This is a genomic window from Vibrio sp. 14N.309.X.WAT.E.F5, assembly GCF_030397615.1.
GTDB classification, from domain to species: Bacteria; Pseudomonadota; Gammaproteobacteria; order Enterobacterales; family Vibrionaceae; genus Vibrio; species Vibrio lentus.
On sequence record NZ_JAPNXR010000012.1, the window covers coordinates 34,905 to 56,130 of the forward strand.

The 21,226-nt window shown below is 41.5% G+C and carries 16 protein-coding genes; 3 read left to right on the forward strand and 13 right to left on the reverse strand.

The features are described 5' to 3' along the window. The first annotated feature begins 59 nt into the window (after positions 1-59). Positions 60-512, forward strand: coding sequence for an Lrp/AsnC family transcriptional regulator (locus OW495_RS14280; protein WP_017062578.1), 453 nt, complete (start codon positions 60-62; stop codon positions 510-512). 29 nt (positions 513-541) lie between these two features. On the opposite strand, the gene tssG is transcribed toward OW495_RS14280, so the two are convergent. The 13 genes from tssG to OW495_RS14345 form a co-directional block, all read right to left on the reverse strand. Beyond that, positions 542-1,540, reverse strand: a complete 999-nt coding sequence (tssG, locus tag OW495_RS14285) for a type VI secretion system baseplate subunit TssG (RefSeq protein WP_029235222.1) — start codon at positions 1,538-1,540, stop codon at positions 542-544. After that, positions 1,537-3,285: a type VI secretion system baseplate subunit TssF gene (gene tssF / locus OW495_RS14290; RefSeq protein WP_102361667.1), complete on the reverse strand. Its 1,749-nt coding sequence runs from the start codon at positions 3,283-3,285 to the stop codon at positions 1,537-1,539. Before tssF ends, tssG begins: the two co-directional genes overlap by 4 nt. A gap of 10 nt (positions 3,286-3,295) precedes the next feature. Further along, positions 3,296-3,706: a type VI secretion system baseplate subunit TssE gene (gene tssE / locus OW495_RS14295; protein WP_017067543.1), complete on the reverse strand. Its 411-nt coding sequence runs from the start codon at positions 3,704-3,706 to the stop codon at positions 3,296-3,298. Positions 3,707-3,766: 60 nt separating this feature from the next. Next, on the reverse strand, positions 3,767-5,242 hold the full coding sequence (gene tssC, locus OW495_RS14300; RefSeq protein WP_017062582.1) for a type VI secretion system contractile sheath large subunit: 1,476 nt from the start codon (positions 5,240-5,242) through the stop codon (positions 3,767-3,769). A gap of 8 nt (positions 5,243-5,250) precedes the next feature. Further along, positions 5,251-5,757, reverse strand: coding sequence for a type VI secretion system contractile sheath small subunit (gene tssB, locus OW495_RS14305; protein WP_017064520.1), 507 nt, complete (start codon positions 5,755-5,757; stop codon positions 5,251-5,253). 17 nt (positions 5,758-5,774) lie between these two features. Further along, the gene (gene tssA, locus OW495_RS14310; RefSeq protein WP_102514490.1) at positions 5,775-7,349 is read right to left on the reverse strand and encodes a type VI secretion system protein TssA; all 1,575 of its coding nucleotides are present in this window, start codon (positions 7,347-7,349) and stop codon (positions 5,775-5,777) included. A gap of 1 nt (position 7,350) precedes the next feature. Then, on the reverse strand, positions 7,351-9,342 hold the full coding sequence (locus OW495_RS14315; protein WP_102333582.1) for a protein kinase: 1,992 nt from the start codon (positions 9,340-9,342) through the stop codon (positions 7,351-7,353). 668 nt (positions 9,343-10,010) lie between these two features. Then, complete coding sequence (locus tag OW495_RS14320) at positions 10,011-10,964, reverse strand: hypothetical protein (RefSeq protein ID WP_102514491.1); 954 nt, start codon at positions 10,962-10,964, stop codon at positions 10,011-10,013. Then, the gene (locus tag OW495_RS14325; protein WP_099167566.1) at positions 10,957-11,949 is read right to left on the reverse strand and encodes a DUF2169 domain-containing protein; all 993 of its coding nucleotides are present in this window, start codon (positions 11,947-11,949) and stop codon (positions 10,957-10,959) included. The genes OW495_RS14320 and OW495_RS14325 overlap by 8 nt, the downstream gene beginning before the upstream one ends. Next, a complete protein-coding gene (locus tag OW495_RS14330) occupies positions 11,930-13,249 on the reverse strand; it encodes a hypothetical protein (RefSeq protein WP_198599814.1) in 1,320 nt (439 codons plus the stop codon). The genes OW495_RS14325 and OW495_RS14330 overlap by 20 nt, the downstream gene beginning before the upstream one ends. Positions 13,250-13,274: 25 nt before the next feature. Further along, positions 13,275-13,760 carry a hypothetical protein gene (locus OW495_RS14335; protein ID WP_102514493.1) on the reverse strand — a complete coding sequence of 162 codons (486 nt, stop codon included), beginning with the start codon at positions 13,758-13,760 and terminating at the stop codon, positions 13,275-13,277. Further along, complete coding sequence (tssI, locus tag OW495_RS14340) at positions 13,760-15,838, reverse strand: type VI secretion system tip protein VgrG (protein ID WP_102514494.1); 2,079 nt, start codon at positions 15,836-15,838, stop codon at positions 13,760-13,762. The genes OW495_RS14335 and tssI overlap by 1 nt, the downstream gene beginning before the upstream one ends. 75 nt (positions 15,839-15,913) lie before the next feature. Beyond that, the gene (locus OW495_RS14345; protein WP_012600867.1) at positions 15,914-16,432 is read right to left on the reverse strand and encodes an Hcp family type VI secretion system effector; all 519 of its coding nucleotides are present in this window, start codon (positions 16,430-16,432) and stop codon (positions 15,914-15,916) included. Between the two features lie 454 nt (positions 16,433-16,886). Here OW495_RS14345 and tssH point away from each other — a divergent pair, with 454 nt between their 5' ends. Beyond that, positions 16,887-19,580, forward strand: coding sequence for a type VI secretion system ATPase TssH (gene tssH / locus OW495_RS14350; protein ID WP_102544055.1), 2,694 nt, complete (start codon positions 16,887-16,889; stop codon positions 19,578-19,580). Then, positions 19,567-21,195 carry a sigma-54-dependent Fis family transcriptional regulator gene (locus OW495_RS14355; protein ID WP_102514584.1) on the forward strand — a complete coding sequence of 543 codons (1,629 nt, stop codon included), beginning with the start codon at positions 19,567-19,569 and terminating at the stop codon, positions 21,193-21,195. Before tssH ends, OW495_RS14355 begins: the two co-directional genes overlap by 14 nt. The last annotated feature ends 31 nt before the right edge of the window (positions 21,196-21,226 follow it).

Sequence of the window (21,226 nt, forward strand, 5' to 3'; positions counted from 1 at the left end):
ACAAATACAAATACAAATACAAATACAAATACAATAATAATTCAGAAAAGGCAGAACACATGATGTCCAACATTAGTTTACAAGGCTTAGACAAACTAGATCGTAAAATTCTTTCGAATCTACTCTCCAATGGGCGAGAATCTATTGCTAATCTTTCTCGCAACATCGGCTTGTCGCGAACAGCGGTCGCTGAACGCATCAACAGGCTTGAAAAAACCGGTATTATCAAAGGGTATACGGCACAAATAAGAGTAGAAAATGACGGGAGAAAAGCGGCAAGTTATTTGCTAATTTCTTGTGAAAAAGGTAAGAAAAATGATGTAAGTAATGCATTAAAAGAACTACCTGAAGTCAGACTTACAAGCATTGTTGGGGGTACCTACGACATTATTTCTTTGATTGAAGCTCCTGATCTGCAATCAATACACCATTTATGTAATGAGATAGAGTCTTTCAATGGCATTCGCTCTCTCAATACAACAGTAGTGTTACACCAGCCAATCAGTCGTTAAAAATAAAGCCGCTCTTATGAGCGGCTTTTTTAAATGCCTCCAATTACTCTAATCTTCGCATCTTTCGTACCTGCTTGACCCAACCAAAAAGTTTGCCCCAAACTCGTCCCATCACCTTGACCGAGTTGGTTCTTTGGAACTGAGTCTAAATCAACGGTTAGCTTTAAATCCCAAGACATGGGGTCACGAAGAATAAAACGCATCAACCCCACTAAAGTTTTATGGAAATCTCCTCCATAGGAGAACTTTCGGAACGTCTCGAAATCAATGTTATCAATACAAAGATTAAACTTACCGTTTAGATCTGGGATGCTCTTACCTAAATGTAAATTTGAACCCAAAATACAATTCGTTCTATTTAATTGATTCCTTTGGCATTCGGCAATTTTTACTCTTCGAAAGACCCACTCTTCGATTCGAACACTTGGTAATGAAAAATAGTGCGCAACAATGCCAGAAATAAGTTTCGGAGAGCGTGTCCTGGTAGATAGCTGATTGACGTAAGACAAAATCTTTGCACGATCAAGCCCGATCGTATCGGACTCTTGAATAACATTAGACAACCCTGCTAGGTGCAGCATACGCCCAGAAAAGTCATCTGTTGCATCGCTTTGATACTGAACATGATAACGGTACTTTTTCCAAACACGATAGATTAAACTGGTATATCTATTATGAAAGAAATCAAAGAAGTCTCTAACTGGATTATCATCATCATCTCTACCTACTAATTTTTCTGTATAGTTCGCGGGCAAAGGTGAACTTGAACCGTGTAATCCTAAGAAGTTAGTTTCAATTCTCGAATAGTGCTCACCAGACCTTTCCATATGACTGATGAATTCCATATCACTTTTGGGGAAACAGAGGTTTGGTGAGACACTAAACGCAATTCTCTCTTGATAAAAATATTTGTTTTCACCAACCGCTACAAAATCACTGCCCGGTAATAGTTGGTAGTGCTTCTCTAACAGCAAAACTGCTTGAAAAAAGCTAAATTCGTTTATTTTTTCTGATAATTCATCAATCATAAGATTGTTTGCTGTCCGGTTAAACTTGCCCATTGGTAGCTTTCGCCGCTGCGTTCATCGTAGACTTCTAACTCTGTAAATGAGTTAACACTTGAATATAAGCGTATGAACTCATTCAATACATTTGCCATCAAAAACATGTCCCCTTCATTGACAAAAAAACTAGAGTTCATCTTAAGCTTAAATTGATTACCACGAACGGATACCCCTCTAAACACTCTATCGATAGGTTTCATTTCTGATGAGATAATGCCGTCAAGCCTATGCAACGAAGCCCTATGAGCCTGCCTATCTACTCTAGAATGGAAGTCATATGTAGACAGTAAAACCTTGAGTACATCAATATTAGAGAGCGATAGATAATTCAATGACATATTAGCAATCAGTTGCCATTGGAGTTCGCCATTCACTTGCGGGCTAACAGATTGCGTAGGTTTAGTAATATTACTAAACGTGGCGTAAGTTGGAGATTTATGTGTGGTATATATGATGTCTCCTACAGACAATCTTTCAGACAAATCTGCATTACTGCACAATAACTTCATCAAAACCGTTTCGGTTCCTAGGTCTGCAATATTCCCATTGTGGGTATGAAAAGATATATAACGCTCAAGCCCTCTTCCACTCACTCGCTCTGAAACTTTTGACTTGTAGAAATCACGTTTATCTCGCTGATTTATTTGGTGTTCAAAGGACTCAAATTCAATAAGAGGTTTTCGTCGCCTTTCATTTTTGCTCCAACTTTCTACTTGGTTTATTGAATAAACTTCGTAGTGATCCTGGTTGTCACTCTGTGGCCGAACTTTATACTCATTGCGGCGATGTTCAAGCCGAATTGGATCGCCATCTTTTTCGAATAGGTTCACAGCTGGCGTGCAATGTAACCTTAAGTGCTTATCTTTCAGGACAACTTCGGCAGGTAATGCTCTCTTAAAATGGAATTTAAGGTTCACGGTACTTCTTTGTGGTATCCCTTTTAGCCAATCGAGACCCGTAATATCAAAAAACATAAATTTGTCTGGCAAAGAAAAATATTCTTGCAACAAACGATAACCTGCAAATGAATTGTCGCTATATGGCAGTATCGCTTCGTCGTCTTGGTACCCAACCGGTTTAACAAATTCAGGTCCAAGTTTACGTTTATACCCACCGCCCACGTCTAACTCGACGTAGTCTAAGTATCTAAATATCCATAAGAAAAGAATTCTAGTTATATGGATCTCACCATGTAAATGAAACCTTAATTTATCTAACCCGATACGAGATAACTCTAGCCCATGTTCAGTCGCAAGTGTCACATCAACAGATGAGCTCGTTCGACTGTTGCTTTGGTCAATGCTTGTGATTTTTAAGGGGAAAAGCTCTACGTCATAGCAGGTTCTGAATAAACATTGCGTACCTTCCACTTGTTCACTAGCCATCTCAGCGCCACGCTTCACCACTGTTTTTTCAGTGACACTTCCTGAGTGCGGCGTTAGTTCGCTAATGCATAACGAAGGAATCGAGCGCATGTAATGTGGCCACAACAGCGTCATTAACGACTGAGTGAGCTCTGGGAGTTCGTCATCAATCTTTTCTCTAATACGGCCAGTAAGAAACGCAAAACCTTCAAGAAGACGTTCTACATCAGGATCGAATGTTCCTTCAGATAAAAAATTGGTCAGTTTTGGATTGTACTTGGCAAATTCGCTGCCGGATTCTCGTAGATATGTGAGTTCATCTTGAAAGTATTTACTGTTACTCAATGGGCACCTACTAAACGTTAAATTGGCCGTCAGTTCCCATATAGACATCGATAGACATCGGAACTTTTCCACCGTTGTGTAAGACTTCTCCGCATATGCCAAAGCCTAATTGAAGAGGGTTGTTGTGATTTTCTCGGTAATGCACTTCAACGCTTCGTAGCCGAGGTTCGAAGCTTTCTATTGTGGAAGTGATGTTCTTTTGAATGTGACGAACTAAATTGGTGTTGTTCGATAGAACATCATTGAAATCAGGTAAGCCATATTCCCCATCGATCATTGCATTACCCGCATGAGTATTAAGCAAATCAGCAAGGTGCAGATGAATGGATTCAATTAAATGCCTATGTGAAACCACTTTTTCATAACAGTTTTTCGGCTCACCAAGTTCAATTCGTTCTAATAATCGGTAACCTTTTTCCATATAACACTCTAAGAAAAAAAGCAGCCAGTGAACCTGGCCGCTTATTTATTTCCAAACTTATTATTGGTCTAGCTTACCAACCAAAGATAAGTCAAAGCTCGCGCCCATGTACTTGAAGTGAGGACGAACAGACATTGATACTTTATACCAACCTGGGTCACCCTCAACGTCAGACACTTCGACTTTAGCCGCTCGTAACGGTCGACGACCACGAACTTCTGCTGGCGGGTTCTCTTGGTCAGATACGTATTGACGGATCCATTTATTAAGCTCAACTTCCAAATCGGTACGCTCTTTCCAAGAACCAATTTGCTCACGTTGAAGTACTTTAATGTAATGAGCTAAGCGGTTAATAATGAACATGTAAGGTAGCTGAGTACCCAATTTGTAGTTCATCTCAGCTTGCTTGCCTTCAGGTGTATTCGCAAACACCTTTGGTTTTTGAACTGAGTTTGCCGAGAAGAACGCTGCGTTATCAGAACCTTTACGCATTGTTAAAGCCATAAAGCCTTCTTCTGCAAGTTCATACTCACGGCGGTCAGAAACCAGAATTTCGGTTGGGATCTTAGTTTCGATCTGACCCATCGCTTCAAAGTTATAAACCGGTAAATCGGTTACCGCACCACCACTTTGCGGGCCAATAATGTTTGGACACCAGCGATATTTTGCAAACGACTCACTGATCTTTGAAGCCATAGCATAAGCTGAGTTACCCCAAAGGTAATTGTCATGGCTGTCTGTAACCATTTCATCGTAGTCAAACGCCTTAATTGGGTTGTCTTCAACTGAGTATGGCGTACGCAGCATAAAACGTGATGTACAAAGCCCCACATAACGTGCGTCTTCGTGCTCACGGAATCCGCGCCACTTAGTATACTGAGGACCTTCAAATACCGACTTTAAGTCTTTTAAGTTTGGTAATTCTTCATAAGAATCTAAACCAAAGAATTGAGAAGATGCAGAAGTAATAAATGGTGCATGAGACATAGCACCTACATTACCCATATATTCCATTAATTTGATATCAGGCGAAGACGCAGATAGTTGGTAATCACAAATAACGGCACCTACCGGCTTACCACCAAATTGACCGTATTCACGAGTATAAATCTGCTTATACAAACCTGATTTCACTACTTCAGGAGCATCTTCAAAATCATCTAGAACTTCGTCTTTCTTAGCCGAAATAAGTTCGATTTGAATGTTTTCACGGAAGTCCGTGTGATCAACAAGATATTTGAGACCACGCCATGTTGATTCAATCGCTTGAACTTCTTCGTTGTGAAGAATTGCGTCAACCTGTTTAGACAACTTTTGATCAATCTCAGAGATCATCAAATCAACTAAAGACTGGTCTACTTTTTCTACTGTTGAGCTGCTTAATAACTCACCAATGAATGCTTCAACGCCACGCTTTGCAACGTCAAAACCTTCATCACTAGGTTTAAGGCGAGTCTCATTTAGAATGCTATCCAGAAGAGAGCCTGACTCAACTAGAGCTGCTTCTTGTTCTGGTGCTTGTGCTTCTGCCGACATGATCTTCCTTACTCTGCTTTTTCGCCTTGGTCTGCACCAATGCTTAGTTCATCCAAAAGTTTCTTTCTTGCTTCTTCATCTTGAAGAACTGCTGCAATCTTCTTACGGAAAGCAGGTACATTCCCTAGAGGGCCTTTCAATGCAACCAAGGCTTCACGAAGTTCTAGTAAACCATTCAGCTCAGGAACGCTCTTCGCAATCGACTCTGGAGTAAAGTCCTTCATATTTTTGAATGTAATATCAACGCCAATTTGCGCACCTTCTTCATCAGAAAGACGGTTTTCAACATTTGCTTTGATATTCGGAGCGTAACCTTCTAATACTTCGTTAAAGTTATCTTTATCGATATTAATCGGATTACGCTCTTCGATCGGAGTTTCATCTGCACGAGCAGTGAAGTCACCGACAACCATCATACTTAGGGGCAGTTCAACATCATCAGACGCATCGCCTGTTGCTGGAACATAACGTATATTAATTCGCTCTTTCGGAGCCACCGAGCCATCACGTGACATAATTAGTCCTTTCTAGTTTATTGCTGGTCATAAATTGTTTCCCATTCGCTATATCTCACAGGTAAAAAATCCTTAGTTCGATATAGTTCCTTTAGAGTTTTTTGAATTAGATTTTCTAAAGAAAAAAACAAATGGGGTTCCCAAATTGATAGATTTAGTTCCTTAGCCACCGCCCAACTTTGTTCCAAGTAAGGCAAGCACAAAGGGTATAAACCAACACTTTGGTAGGCTTTCACTAACTTTAAGTGCAACATGAATTGTCCACGACCGGAGTTATCCAACTCGAGTTTGTTTGACAGTTCAGCCACATATTTACCCAAGTCACCTAGGGCAATATCCTCCATCTCAGATAGATCATCTTCAGCTACAACAATAGTTTGAATTATTGACGACTTACCCGAAGGACAAGCATTACCTGTAGACAACCAAGTAATCGTTGCTTCATCCGCAAATGGAATAGAATTTTTGAAAGAGAGGTTCTCAATTCCCTCAAAAGAATCGACAAATCTCTTTGTTTCTTGCTTTACAGCCAACGCGGCTTCGTCATACCCAAGATTGTCTAACATTGAATAAACGAAATAATGCCCAGTCAGCCAAAATGGCGCATCAGTAAGTGTTCGTTCTAGGCGCTTGATCGTATCGATATCACTTTCTTGATTTGCTTTATCTCGATAATCCGCCTGATGGTCTGATGAAACAGCGAGGCTAAGAGGCGTTAGATTGTCTTTGTGATCTGGTAAACCATCAACGTCGGCCCATGTCAGATGACGGTAAATCCGATATCCTAAAGGTTCAGTCGGATTTGAATGCACCATTATCTCAGACACTTTTTTTAACGTACGCTTTGATGCAGTCGGAGACGAAAAATCTGTATCAACGTCTACAGTACTGTGCTCTCGAGGTTTACTTCGTTTCTGATTAGGCGTGGTGTGCGTCTTCGGACTGTCTGCTTCGTGGCTTTGTGGAACGATCGCTTTCTCGGACAGTGCAACAACATCAATGAGCGGTTCGGAATCAGCCACACTGTGTTCAACCAACGTTTCTTCATTTAGAGATGCGTTCTGCATTAGTTGATTCAAATGACTTTTTAATTCGAAAAAGTCTACATCAGAGTCTTGAAATATCTCGTCAAACTGACGCTGGATACCTTCAGTTAGTGTGGTACATCGAGATAGAACTTCCCAGTCAAGGGACTCTGCAGACAATTTAGTCGCGACGAGTTTGAATTGATGATTGAGCCACTCAACAGCCCCATCTCTACCTCTTTTACGTTTAGGGTATAACTCATGACCAAAACGACTGATTGAGTCATTGAGCAAAGATAACCCTTCCTCAAGCCCTATCACGCCTTTGTCCTCTACCAAAGAACGGATCAGATAACAAAGCGCTTTAAGATCCTTACTATGCTGACTTAGCACTTCAATCGAATGGACTTTTACTATATGCCAGTCAACAGTCTCACCAAATAATGAACCAAATTTTTTCACTTCGGCTTCCATCATTTCATAGCAAAACTCGTACCTAGCATCGTCACCAGTTGGTGAGTGTTCAGATATTGGTGCTAATAGCGTTTCAGTATCGATCAGACTCAAGTTAACCTCTGCTTTCAGAATTGTAATTTCTAATTGCTCGCTCGATTGCTATAGCACCTCGCGCTGGTTTAGATAGTTGATGACTTTTGTCTATAGAATCACTTGCCATACTATTAAGAATTTCCGTTATTTCGCTGAATTTCTTAGGGGCATTAGTCTCTAGATCAGCTAACGAGTCGTGAAGTTTCTGTCGACCAAATACTGATTGTTCAGTTACAGTACTGAACAAGATAAATTCGCTTCTTGCTACTTTTAGAGCTCTTACTTTAGCTTTCAATTTTGGCGTGTTACCAAAAAATGATTGCGCAGCTTCTGCCTCAAGAATTGCTTTGGTGTAATAATGCTGCTTTGCATTTTTCTCTATCGAGGCATCTATTCCGCTGAGCACTTTTCGCGGTAATACATGACTATAAAAATAGGCTCTTGACTGGTTTACTTTCCAAGCAGTTTCAATATCACTGTCTGCAACATCTGATTTCCCATCTAAGATGAGTTCGACTAAACGTTGTTCTTGATTCCCACCAAAGGCGGCAATATTTTGCGAATTGATGGTTGCCTTATTCAGACTTGCCATCGTTTCCGTCAGCGCTTTATCTGCATAAGGAAATAGAGAGCCGTCACTGTTCAGTTTTTCTCGCAAAACAACGAGATCATGCCGGATCGACATCAGAGTTTTAGGAAGTAGATCGACCGCCCCTTCATATTCATTCAAGTCTGATTCATAGTTTTTATACAACTTAGCTAATTTGCTCTGTTGGACTTCATAAGCTTCTCGGTAAGGAGCTGTCGAGACGACATCTTTTTCCATATCCTGTAACGCGAATTCAATATCCCATGGAGACTGCGCTAAAAAAGACGCGGTTTGTGCAGGTTTAATAGTGCTCACAAGGCTACTTGAACTGCTGGTAGATTTAACAATCGATTTCCATTCAGGCTGACCTTGGTTATATAAATATGTGCCAGTGATAATCACGACACACAGAACCAAACTCGCTTCTAAGTATCGGAGTCGACCACTTTGAATTCTGTCAATAGTTCGATGTTTGGTTAGAACGAGATCAGCATTCCGTAAACTACTAAATAAGGGAGCACTTACATCAGCACCAAATTTTTGGGTATCGATCTTCGCTAGTTGCTGCGCAAACGAAGTCGCTGTATACCTGTGCTGTCGAGGGTTGTTGACAACATCTTTAATTAACTTCCATACATGGTTAGGGATTAAACCTGGTCGTTTTTTTGCTTGTAATTGAGTTGTCCAAGCATCGCCAAATGCAGCACCAAGAAATAGATGCCCAGTTAATAACGCCAATGAATAGACGTCATCTTGAGGTTGAGCCACGCCAGACTTTATAAATGCAGGAGACGCATAGCTCATGCTTGCTTCTGCGTAAGTATTAGATTCACCAACATAACGAGCAGCACCAAAGTCGATCAACTTTACATAATCGGACTCTGTAACAATAATGTTTGAAGGTTTAATATCTAAATGGCAGACACCTCTCGTGTGCATAAACTCAAGCGCACCAGACAATTGATATATCAGCCACGCAATATGATCATGCCTAAAACCTTTAGGAGTATGACGAGCCATTTTTTCAGCCAAAGATTCGCCCTGAATCCACTGATACATAAAGTATGGTCTATCGAACTCTTTGCCTATTTTAATGAAATCAGCAACACTCGGATGTTGAGACATCTCAAGACGACTGGCTTCATTAATGATTAATTCATTCGCAAGTTCAGATGAACCTTCATTTAAAACCTTACAGCAAACCTGTTTTTCAGGGTTCCCTTTCTTGGCCAGGTGATAAACAGTCGTTTTGCCATTTTTTGAAGGTAATGTATCTAACACGTCAAATTGGGAGAAAATCACATACTCTAGCTTGGGCTTATTTTTATTAGCCATATTCTGAGCTTGCTGATTTTTCTTTTCGATCGCTTTCACAACCAACTTATCTAGATAACCTTTGGCTGTCCCTTGCTTTTCTGGCACGCTAAACTCTTTATCAAACGAAATAAATTAATGCTGGATAATAATTACTGTCCAATACCCTTTTCAATAGCAGTATTTAAAACCATCGGTAAGACTATTAATTCAGTTATTATTACTAAACAACCGAACATTACGACAAACGCTTTAACTAACTATTTTTGGCTAAAAATTAGGGTACTTATCCACGTAAATAACGAACTAAACATACATTGTTAACTGAGTCACATTTTTAGTTCATTCTAATAAAAACGAAATGTTCGTTTATCTGAGTAATGTTCAGAAATAGTATTGATTATCTCTATAATTAGAATAGGTGTTTGGGAAGTGGATTCACCAAATAGGAATTAGAAATAGTTCGATATAAAGTGAGTATGGTAAAGCACTGAAATACTGCTCACTTATCATAAAACCATCAAGCCCCGGCCCTAAGCTTGAGTTCGTAATTGGAATGTATAACGCTATACTTAATTACGATGATAAAAAATACACATTAGTTTCATTAAGGTGTTACAAATTTAGAAATAGAGCGGTGCAGCAACTAAAGCGGCTTGATGAATAAGTTGGATCTAAATAAACGCTAAGACTAACTTTGTCTACTGAATCGCCTTTCAGATAATTGTAGTGTGATAATGATTATCATATTAGCGTTTCGTATCACGGCTATGTAGTCAGGTCTGTTTCATACAAGTGAGTTGGAGCAACGCCCTTTCTCCCTTAACATCAAACATTAACAGGGTTACAGGGCTATTGTGCGTTACCTCTTGGATAGTGCAGGCCATTAATGCCAATGCAGAACAACTACCCAATGTGCCCCATAAATCATTAATTAACGTGGGCTGCTGTGGGTTATCAAAACATTCGGCGCGTGCACCTAACGCGAATCCATAATCTTCAGTATGAGACCTCAGATTAGTCATATCAGAGAATACAGGCCCAAAACTCTTGATATTGCGACTCGCATTCCTGACGAGCTTCATTACTGACCTTCGCGTTGTATTTGCAGGTTCTAATTCGAAATAACCTAACTTTGCTTTGGGTTTAAGCTTTAACGTTTGCACCAAGTTATTCCGACATAACAGTAAACCCGCCCCGCCCTCACTCGGTATTATGCCCCATGGATTAGTTGAACTCATGACATCTCCAGCTTCGATTAAGTCACTGAGATCATCAACAAGTGAATCTACTGAGATACTCATTATTGCATCGAATTGGTTCAACTTAGCCAACGATGTGGTCAAGTGTGATGGTCCGCTTTGTTGAACAACTTCATAACGTGATATTGAATCACAATGCTTACATTCACTTAACCACTGACTCATCTCCACAGCAGAAATAGAGCCCGGTACATTGACGAGTAACGGAATAGGCTTTAATGATGTGGGTAACTGCTTTAAAAGAGAGTCGATCAAGCTCTCAATAAGCACCGAACACTTGTCAAACAATGATGTACTGGAAATGTATTCAATATTAGCGTACGTGAACCTTTCTATCCCATCACCGGCCACTTGCTGATCGAACCTTCCCAAATCCGCTTTGGCAACTGTTGTGGCAATATCAAGATTCATGCCCGTTGGTGTCATGGCTTCCATACCAATAACGAATCGTGCTGAATTGTTATTCATTATCGGACAACTCCTGTTTTTTATGGATCTTCGTTGAAACTAAAAGATGCTCCTCGCCTTGACAAGGAAATGCGGCGCTGTAACTGATTGAAAGTATGCGAGCCTCTGTATCAATGAAAACCGTAGAAATAGGCATATCTACTTGATAGTTGGCATTTTTAAATTGAGCTTCTGCTACATACATCTCTTTGGGGAAACGGAAAGAGAGTGCATCATTATGGCAAAAGCCACTCATCATCAATCGTTCACCGCCAGATATGAAGCCTTTGCATTGTTGGTCTAGTGGCGCACTCTGATAAAAACGTTGGTCAAAGTCTACGGGATAAAGAGGTTTCCTATTCTCTAGCCAATCGTCATCAAAAGTGCCAGCATATTGCTGACGAGCCCCGAAAAATGGGGCTAACGGACCAAATCCAGCAACCCGTGTATTCTTGGGTGTCGCACTCCAATCTTCCGTAGGATAAAAAACCGAAGGAACCTTCTGTTTCAATAGTTCCCCTTTAGTATCAGCAATACCTCCGCCGAGCCGGTTTCTTAAATCGCCTCCGATAGCACAGGAGAAGTCGATCTCTTTTTCCACAAATGGGAGTGGTTTACTTAGCGTTACGCTACCTCCGTGCTCAATCCATTGCCTATCACCAAGTACCGATATGGTTTTGTCGATATGGCCATCAATCAAAAGCCGACACTCATGGTACGTAACTGCCTTTTTCGCGTAGCTTCGGGCCTTACCGAAAATCAGTACATCTGTGTTGGTTTTAACAACGGAGAACTCTTGGTCAGCTTTCATCGCGGAAAGCCCTGCTTCACCCAGATAGACAGGATCGTCATAGATCTCTGCCTCTTCTTGCTCCTTCCAAACAGAACCTACGAGTTGCCATGAACGTTTTCCAACGACAATCCACACCTCATTGCCATTATGGTCCCGTTGAAAACGGCCTTTGATTGAAAGTTCTGGATGGTTCTCAATATCCCACAACTGCATTATTATTCCTTAGATTAAACCTTTCTGAGGCTGTTGAATTCTGGGTTAGTCGCGTGATATTCCACTCTTGTTGATGAACTGGCATAGCCATATCCCAAGGGATATATGAGCGAGTATGGAGGCAAACCTGACGCCAAATCCAAACCCTAAAAGCAGCACTGACTTGAGTATCGAACATGGCTTGGATACTAGTTTCTAGAGTCAAAGGTTGTCCCAATCGACCCGGTGACGCTTGTCTGTAGGCGCCAATTTCGACCCACTCTTTTAGCTTTTCGAGTATTTCGTGCCACTCAAAGTCTATCCCCAAATTTTTTGGTATCACTGGTAAACGTTTCCCAAAGACAATGTAAAGCGCTTGGATCCAATCCTCACCTTCGAACTCGTCAAGGCTAGATACTAATTCGACTATTTTCGGAACATGTTCATTCAGACCATGTAATACAAAATCGAAAGGAGCCTGTACACTACTCAGATTAAAGCTCTCAAACTCTTTGAGCTCCAAAAGTTTGGCAAAAGTGACCACTTCGGGATCAGATACACTATCGATTGAGGTACCAAATTCCTTACGAAACCATGTCCCTCTATCCTCTTTCGCAAGTAATCGCTCAAACAAGTTCTGACTGCTATTTGAGTTTTCAGCTAACCAGACAACGCTTTCTGCATCGTTTTGTAACGATAAAAATAAATGTGTTTTATGTTCAGAAAACCGCTTGTCTTTAAGCCAACGTTTTAGCAGACCAACTGTGACAGTTTGGCGTAACTGTAAGCACTCCAAATAAAGCAGGGGCAGTTTACAACCACCTTCAACCATTTCGATTACCACAGAGTCGATACCTGACAATGATGACTGAACAATCAGCAATTTTGCGGTTTGGTAATCCAAGTCATCAAGTATCGATAAACCACAAAGTAGGTTTTCGTGCTCTTGTCCAATCTCAGAATTCAACATGAGCCAAGCATAAATGGTTGGTTCGCTCTGCTTTAATTGATGAATCAATCCCGGAGCCAATCGATAGAAAGACAAATAAACATTTTTTAGGTCTTCAATCTGACGCTCAGCCAGCGCTAAATACTCCAGTTTAACGCTTGGGTATCCCCTTTTATGTACTTGTAAGCGTTGCTTTAACAAGAAACCGAGTGTCTCCGAAGCCAGTGACAGCTTTTCATTACACATATCCAGCCATTTGATAGGAAACTCGTCTAATAAAGTGAGAGTACTTTCCGCATTAGTGATGGCGAGTTCCAAATCTTCATTAGTAATCGGCTGGTTTAGTTGATCAATACCTATTTTTTGACGCATCCGTGAATCCAATCTAGTAACACGATCAATTGATCGCGATGGTGCCGCCTTGAATTTTTTGAGCCTTCTCTGCTTGAGAAGTCACATATTTGGCTTTGGTGGTAATTCGGCTATCACGGCCGCTGTAACGAGTCTCTGTTTCGCCACTTCTCACAATTAACTCTTGTTCCGTTTCAATAACCATTTTCTTTGCTCTCAGTACAAACTCATCCGAGTCATCAACAATGGAGAAAAAGATATCTGTGACTAAAGGAAGGTTAAAGTCGTTATTAAGAAACTCGATACGACATGAAAGGTTGTTATCAATAGCAAGTTGTAACTCGGCTAATTTGAACCCTCGCCCCAACCTCGCATTAATTGGCTGCTGCAACGGGTTTCCTTCGAAATCGACGCGAACACCACTCTTAGTTTCGTTAATCGATACAATTGTTCCAAAACGCGAAAAGCAAGCCGTTGATTCGGCTTGCTGTTCGGTGATGGTTTGTATAATTTGGGTTTGTTTTTCCATCATTAATTGATCGCCACGTTTCCACCTTTGATTACAACCTTATCGCTTCCTTCGATGGTTATTGAGGAACCTGACAACTTGATAGACCCGTCACTATTCATCACTAATGACGAACCACCTGTTTTCAGTACTATCTTGTCGCCGCTTATGACCTGCGTCGCACCATCGGCTTTGTATGAAGTGTTTCCTTTAACAGAGACCGTTAAGTTGCCACCAATCGTCTGGTTATCATCGGCCCCTATATCAGAACTTTTTGATGCACCTACCGTTAAATTGCTGTTTTCACCAACATCCAAATCATCATTCTTACCAATCTTGGTAATTTGATTGTCTCCAATTTCTAAGTCAGAGTTGTTCTTAACATATTGAGTTTCATTAGCGTTGTAAGTAACGGATACATCTTGTTCGACAGTTTCAGTAAACGTGCTGTTAACTTGGGTGGTCTTGTGTCCGTCAATGGTCTCTTTGTGATCACCGTGAACATCATTTGTCTGATGGCGTGCAACCTTTAAAAACTCATCTTGGCCTATGTCGCGGTAGCGGTTATTCAAAACCTTAGTCGACATGTCCTTTTGCGCATGAATGTAGACTTCTTCTTGGTTAGCTTCATCTTCAAAGCTCAACTCATTATAGCCTGTCCCTTTATGCGTTTGAGTTCTGAAAGTTGTACGCGTTTTGTTCTCTGGTAACGAATAAGGAGGATAATGAAGTCCGTTATAAACTGCACCAGTAACTAAAGGCCTATCAGGGTCTCCCTCTAGGAAGGTAACAACCACCTCATGACCGATGCGAGGTAGGTATACCGCCCCCCAAGTCGGTGCTGCCATTGATTGACTTACTCGAATCCAACAACTGGAATGCTCATCGCTCTCGCCATAACGGTCCCAATGGAACTGAACTTTGATTCGCCCAAGCTTATCAGTATAGATTTCTTCGCCTGCAGGCCCCACAACGACCGCTGTTTGTGTACCTTCAACCAAAGGAGCCTCAAGTTTTGGAGCTCTAAACTCAACATTCCTAGGAATGCACGCAAACTGATTGTGATATGTAGTTGGCAGACCATTAGTTTCATCTTCATGAACCTGAGGGTCATGGCCACTATGCATTACCGATAACATGAGATAATCACGGTTTATTGCTGAACGTGGATGCTCACTGATACTAAAACTGTATCCAGACGCCAGCCTCATGACATTACTGGTCGCCTCCACTTGCTGATTATCAACAACATATTCAGACATCCATTCATTTGATCTTACTTGACCCATCATTGGATCAACGTAACGCCCTGGGAAATCGAACAATTTAAGGTCTAAATCGAGTTCGCCGGAGCTGCTCATTTCCTGAGGGATCTTCGGAAACTCGTAGTTATAGTCAGTGTAAGTAACGTGGCCGGTTTTCACTCGATTCACAAGTTCAAGATCAGAGATATGCTCGCGATCTGCAACACCACCACCATCAGCATGATAAACAATAGGCCCCAAATAAGACCCGTTAAGTGGTGAGCTCAATAACTCAGCTATTGCATCATTACTGTCGACAATAACCATTGTGTGGTTAGCTTCTGTATGCTCAAAGTAGTACCACATACCATGCTCTGCCAAAATTCGTTGAACAAACTCTAGGTCTGTCTCTCGATATTGGAGCACGTATTCTTTTGAAGGATATACGCCTGACAGCTCTAATCGATAATCAGTTACTGACGCATCATCTAAAACTTCAGAGATGATCGCCGACGCTGATTTTTGTTGAAAAATTCGGCAGTCTTGTCTTTGGCTCAAAAACCAAGCTTGCGGAACAAGAGTCAGTTGGTAACGGGAGAATCTCCTACCCGATCCAAGGTAACGAACTTCATTAACTACGCCGTGAAAGCATCTCGCTGAACTGACACCTTGGCCATATAGAGTCAAGCTACCTGGTTTACGGATGAGTGCATCAAATGAGATATCAGGATCAAGTGAAAGTAATGATAGGCTGATTTGAAAAGGCTTTGAAAGCTCTTCGATTACCTGAAAGCTCTCCACACGAAAATCATGCTCAGAGCCTTGCAGTTCAAACTTAAATTCTACGTCATTCACCATATCTTTTACCTGATACTAATAATAGAAATAGGGCCAACAGCAGTTGTTGACCCTTTGTTTTTTCACGAAAAGCGATTAAGCTTCGCGTGGAGCACGCCAGTCATCGTTACCAGCAGTACCACAGTTTTCGTGAGTTACTTCGATTGCACGGTAAGTCAGCTTAAGTACTTCTTCAGTTACACGATCTGAAGTTGCAGCGTCTTGACAGTGATTCATACGAGTTTGAATATCTACAAGTAGTGCATCAATTAACTTGATTGAGTAGTAGTGCTCTTGCTTACCTTGTACTGAAGTACGGTAAAAACGGATTACACACTCAGGAAGCTTTTCGCCAGACACTAATGCGTTGAATAACAGAGGTGAACAACGGTCTTGTACTTTAGTTACTACTACAGGGCGGTGAACACGTTGACCTGTTGGTTGGCCACTTTGTGGATCACGTGGAACTGTTAGTACGTGATCAAGTTCTTGAACTAGGAACTCATCAACGTGAGCTTCTTGCCAAGTGTTACCTACAGAATCTGCAGAGTAAGTATCTTTAGTAATGTGACCTTGAGTTTCACCATTGATAGACATATATGCTGGAGTTGGCATCGATATTTCCTTTTTAAAATTTATAATTCATTAATTCACCAAATCGCTTATCACCGCGACTGATTAAGCTAATACAAACATCATGCCAACTTTATAAAGCCAATAAATACAGTCAGTTACAAAAAATTACCCGTTATAAATATTATATTTAACAACAATTTGTTGTTAAGAAAAACGATTTATTGAACGTGGATACTAATAAATTGAATTTAAAACACAAAGGCAAAATAACTATCTCGAAGATTAGAAATAAAGTCAAAAAAACTAGTAATTAAATCATAACGCCTAGACTATTTATTATTTTGAACGGGATTTTAAATATTAGTCAGATAAAAAGCCAAAACAAACAATAAAAGTAACCAATAAACAATAGTAAATTCATCACCGAATAAAAAACCAGTTATCAATTTTAGTATAATTGCTGCATCCCATATACATAACTAATAGAACTAAAATGATAAATATAAACCTTTCCTCTTTAATACAACGTCTGCACCCTATTGTAAAAGTCGCTTTAGAGGATGCCGCTGCATTAGCCGTATCGGAAAAAGCCAATGAAGTGCAAATTGAACACTATCTATTAAGCTTATTAGAAAGGCCAAATAGTGATTTTGATATCTTATTAAGTCATTTCGATTGCTCAGAGACCATTTTAAGGCAATCCATTCGTTCGACTTTAGATACCAACACAACAGGCAACGGCAGCAAGCCCGTTTTTTCTTCGCTTTTAATCGAATGGCTTCAAGAAAGTTGGTTGGTCTCATCTTTAGATCTATCCGAAACTCAGATTCGCTCTGGCGCCCTACTTCTTACACTCGTGAGTAACCCACTACGCTATGGTCAGCACGGCTACGCTTCAATCTTAGACGGTGTAAACCCAGATACCTTAAAGCGTAACTTTTCTGAACTCACAACAAACTCTCTAGAATCTTTAGCAACGACATCAGAAAAAACCGATGCACGTGAAGATGGTTCGGCATTAAGTAAATTCACCACCGACTTTACCGGCAAAGCAAGAAAGGGCGAGATCGACCCAGTATTCTGCCGTGATCAGGAAATCCGACAAATAATCGACATATTGGCGCGACGCAGAAAAAATAACCCAATCGCCGTAGGTGAGCCGGGAGTTGGTAAAACAGCGGTGGTAGAGGGTCTTGCATTAAAAATTACCGAAGGAGATGTGCCAGACTGCCTCAAAGGTGTTGAACTATACGGCCTAGACATGGGCTTACTTCAAGCAGGAGCGAGTGTAAAAGGTGAGTTTGAAAAACGCCTTAACGCAGTACTAGATGAAGTGAAGAATTCACCGACTCCAATCATTTTATTTATAGATGAAGCTCACACGCTAGTTGGTGGAGGCAATCAAGCTGGAGGCAGTGATGCTGCCAACCTACTTAAACCCGCTCTAGCACGTGGTGAAGTAAAAACAATTGCTGCCACTACATGGTCTGAATACAAGAAATATTTCGAAAAAGATCCAGCTCTGGCGCGCCGTTTCCAACTAGTAAAACTCGATGAGCCATCAGCTAGTCAAGCCGCATTGATCATCCGAGGCTTAAGACCAGCCTATGAAAAATCACATAACGTGTACGTGCGTGACGACGCAATCACTGCCGCAGCAAACTTAGCTGATCGTTACATCACTGGACGCCAACTGCCAGATAAAGCAATCGACGTGTTAGATACGGCTTGTGCTCGCGTCAATATTAGCCTTAATGCAACACCGGCACCTGTCGAAACATTGCATCAAGAAATTGCAGCTGCGAACCGCGAACTCGAAGCTCTTGAGCGTGACCAACTGCAGCAAACCGGTGACAAACACAGTGCCGCTTTAATTCCTGATCTAAAAGAGAAGATTGAAAAGGCCACCGAAGAACAAGCTACCCTTCAAGTTCAATGGAAAAAAGAACAATCTCTTATTCAAGAAATCATTGAACTGCGTAGCCATCTTTATAGCCTTACTACTCCTTCGACTGAAGAAGACCGTGATCCTAAAGGTGACAATGCGCTTCAAGACAATGAAGCACTAACAAGTGACAAGCCAAATTGTCATGAATATTCTGAAGAGCAGACTCGCGAAGCTATTCAATCTTGTAACGAACGTTTAGATAACGTGCGCGGTACCAATCCACTCGTTCACTACGAAGTGGGTCCCGACGAAATTAGTCATGTAATTTCTGATTGGACAGGCATCCCTATGGGTAAGATGCTTCAAGATGAGTCGCAAGCGACCTTAAACTTGAAGCAAAATCTAATTCAAAACATTAAAGGTCAAGAGTTTGCCATTGATGCGCTTGCTGAAGGTATTCAAACCGCAAAAGCGGGATTAGGTAACCCAGATGCACCAACGGGCGTTTTCTTATTGGTTGGCCCAAGTGGTGTAGGTAAAACAGAAACCGCTCGCGCTATCGCTGATCAGATGTTTGGTGGTGAACGCTTCATGACAACCATCAACATGTCTGAGTTCCAAGAGAAACACACGGTTTCTCGTCTTATTGGTTCTCCTCCTGGCTATGTTGGTTTTGGTGAAGGCGGTATGCTGACCGAAGCAGTTCGTCAGCGCCCTTACTCTGTTGTTCTTTTAGATGAAGTTGAAAAAGCAGATCCAGAAGTACTCAACCTGTTCTACCAAGTGTTCGACAAAGGCACGCTAAATGATGGCGAAGGTCGTACCATCGACTTCAAAAATACACTCATCATCATGACAAGTAACCTTGCGACTCATGAGATTGAGTCTTTAGTTCACCAAGCGAAAGACATTGATGCCAATATCGTCGCTGAAGCCATTCGCCCAACATTGAATCAACACTTCAAACCAGCCTTACTGGCTCGTATGTCCGTGTTGCCATTCCTTCCACTTTCAGACGCAGCAATGACTGACATTATCCATCATAAACTAAAGAAAGTGTCTGAGCGCCTACAAAGCCACCACAAACTGGCACTTTGCTATGGTGATAACTTAGTGGAATTCGTATTAGGCAACTGCCGCCTTGCAGAGACGGGAGCTCGAAATATTGATGCCGTTATTAACCGTCAACTATTGCCGCAGCTTTCGACTCAACTACTGGTGAATGACAAGGATGATTCACATACTCAAATTGACGTTTCTGTGGACGAGCAAGGAACTCTAACCTATGCGTTCAGCTAACCATAGTGAGCTTAGTAACGCCCTACTTGCGATCAGCCAATCTCTGGCTGATCGCAGCCAGTTAGCTCAAACTTTGGATGCCGTTCTCACAGCAGCAAGGCAAATGACTTTCGCGAAACATGGCATCATTTACGTGCTTGACCAAACCGGTCAAGCCTTGATTCCGAGCACCGCACACCACCATGAAAAAGTCATTGCCTCACATCCTTGGGAGCCTCTGCAGTTAGACACAGTAAGTGAAGCCGACCCATTCAACTTCGCCGTACGTAACGGCGAAGTTGTCTTGATCAATGAGCTATACACTTACAATGGTTATGACTGTGAAGGCATCTATCAAACCGAGCAAACGTTAGGTCTAAAAAGCAATAACTTACTTGCTTGGCCATTGATTGATGATGAAAGCAAAACTATTGGATTATTGGTTTTGCTTGATTTAAGCGTTATCGATAACGAAACTGCACTTACCGAGTTTTGCCGAATGGCGGCAAGTAATATTCGCCATGCCATTTGGTTAGAGCAATATGGTCAAGTGATTAAGAGTTTAAGCGCTGATAACCAAGCGTTGGTTCGTGAAAATACTCAGCTAAAGAAACGGACAAAGAAAACCTATCAAGGTCCGATCGCTGAAAGTGAAGAGATGATCAATGTATTGAGCCGACTTGATAAGGTGCTCTCTTTGCCTGTCGACGTCTTACTTAGAGGCGAGACGGGTGCGGGTAAAGAAGTCATTGCAAAATACATTCACGAAAACTCGAATCGTTCTGACCAAGCATTAATCGTTCAGAACTGTGCCGCAATTCCTGAACAACTTCTGGAATCCGAACTTTTCGGGCACAGAAAGGGCTCATTTACCGGTGCAGACAAGGACAAAGTTGGCTTATTTGAAGCAGCAAACGGTGGTACCCTATTCCTAGATGAAATTGGTGATATGCCAATGCTACTTCAAGCTAAACTGCTGCGTGTGCTGCAAGAACGTAAAGTTCGCCCTGTAGGCGCTAGCAGAGAGATTGAAGTAGATGTCAGAGTCATTGCGGCGACACACTGTAACTTAATGCAGCAGATTAAAGACGGAGGTTTTAGGGCCGATTTGTTCTACCGCTTGAATGTGTTTCCTATCACCTTACCACCTCTGAGATCCAGACAAGCGGACATTATCCCACTCGCCGAGCACTTTGTTCAACAAACCACGACGATGTTAGGCTTGCCTCAATCACCAGGTTTGAGTGCTAATGTGAGAAACCAACTGCTCGCTTACACCTACCCCGGTAACGTGCGCGAACTTAAGAACATCATCGAACGCTCGGTTCTGCTTTCGGATTTTGAAACCATAACTCAGATTGAGTTTGGTGAACAGATCCCTGAAGAGGTAGAACACCATCAAGTTGTTGCTCCAGCTACATCGGCAATTCAAACCACGTTCGAACCTGAACCTCTAGGAGATGACGATGTCGCAGTTGGCCTAAAAGAGGTCGTGAGCCAGTACGAACGTACCGTAATTATTGACTGCTTAAACTCTTGTAATTGGCATACGAAACGAGCGGCTGAACAACTGTCACTGCCGTTAAGTACACTCAATCACAAAATGAAGAAATACGATATTTCTGCTGCTGGTTGAGCAAAAAAAACAATAAGGCGGAGTATTTTAG